1 protein-coding gene and 1 pseudogene are annotated in these 991 nt (G+C 77.2%); one reads left to right on the top strand and one right to left on the bottom strand.

Translation table 11 applies throughout. The annotated features are described in order from the left end of the window. The first annotated feature begins 289 nt into the window (after positions 1-289). On the top strand, positions 290-712 hold the full coding sequence (locus tag MW084_RS17590) for an ATP-binding protein (protein WP_010474365.1): 423 nt from the start codon (positions 290-292) through the stop codon (positions 710-712). 56 nt (positions 713-768) lie between these two features. On the opposite strand, the pseudogene MW084_RS24750 reads toward MW084_RS17590, so the two are convergent. Beyond that, positions 769-908: pseudogene (locus MW084_RS24750) on the bottom strand (DUF2637 domain-containing protein); the annotation flags it as partial. Between the last annotated feature and the right edge of the window lie 83 nt (positions 909-991).

Here is a 991-nt window from a genome sequence, read left to right on the forward strand (position 1 = left end):
TGCCCGGGNCGCCCGGGCACGGGTCCCGGGCGGGGCCGGGCGGCGGCCGGTTCCGGCCCACCGGTGACGGGTTTCCGCCGGACCCTCCGGACCCCGTGCCCGCGTGCGAGGCGCTCCGCCCCCTTGACACCCCGCCGTGCCCCACTGCTCCCCTCCGTGCGCCCGCCGTGGGGGTTCCCCGCGCGTGGCGCCGGAGGCGCGGGGGCATGGATCCCCGTGAGCCTGTTCGAAGCAAGGGCCGACGACGTGGGTGGGGGCTATGAGTGGGCGTCAGGCAGGAGTCGGACCCATGGTGGCCGGACGCGAGCGGGGGACACCCGACGCGGTGCGGCTGCGTCGGCGGATCGAGGCGGGCGACCTGTCCGCGGTGGCCGGGGTCAGGTGCGCGCTGCGGAGGCTGTGGGGCCACCGGATCGCCGAGGAGCCGGTGTGCACGGCGGAACTGCTCACCAGCGAACTCGTGACCAACGCGCTGGTCCACACGGCGTACGGCGCGGTCGTCACCGCGACGCTCGACGGCGGCGTGCTGCGGGTGGAGGTCCGGGACTTCGCCCCCGAGCCGCCCGCCCCCCGCGTGCCCGCGCCGGACGGCGGCACGCACGGCAGGGGGCTGCTCCTCGTGCAGGCGCTGGCCGACGAGTGGGGGGTGCGGGCGCAGGGCGTCGGCAAGACCGTGTGGTTCGAACTCCTCGGGGTGAAACCGGCCGCCTGAGACGCCCGCGGGCCCGCCGCGAGGAGCGGACGGGCCCGCGGGCGACGGTCGTCGCCTCAACCGAACTGCTGCTCAAGGCTCTTGAGCTTCTGCTCCAGGGAGTCCAGGCGGGGGAGCGCCCGGGTGTCGTCCTCCGCCGTGAGGTCGACCGTGCGCGTCCCGGCTCCTCCCACGGCCTGCAAGGGGGGCCGGGAGGNGCNGNGNNGCTGCCCCGGCTCCGCCGNGNCNNGCTCGGCCGCGGGCNCCCCCACCGCNGGNCCACCCTAAACACTTTGCCGT

The organism is Streptomyces sudanensis (genome assembly GCF_023614315.1).
Classification (GTDB): Bacteria; Actinomycetota; Actinomycetes; order Streptomycetales; family Streptomycetaceae; genus Streptomyces; species Streptomyces sudanensis.

Coding starts and splice junctions, on each gene's coding strand:
- MW084_RS17590 (WP_010474365.1), top strand. CDS start 290: ATGGTGGCCGGACGCGAGCGGGGGACACCCGACGCGGTGCGGCTGCGT.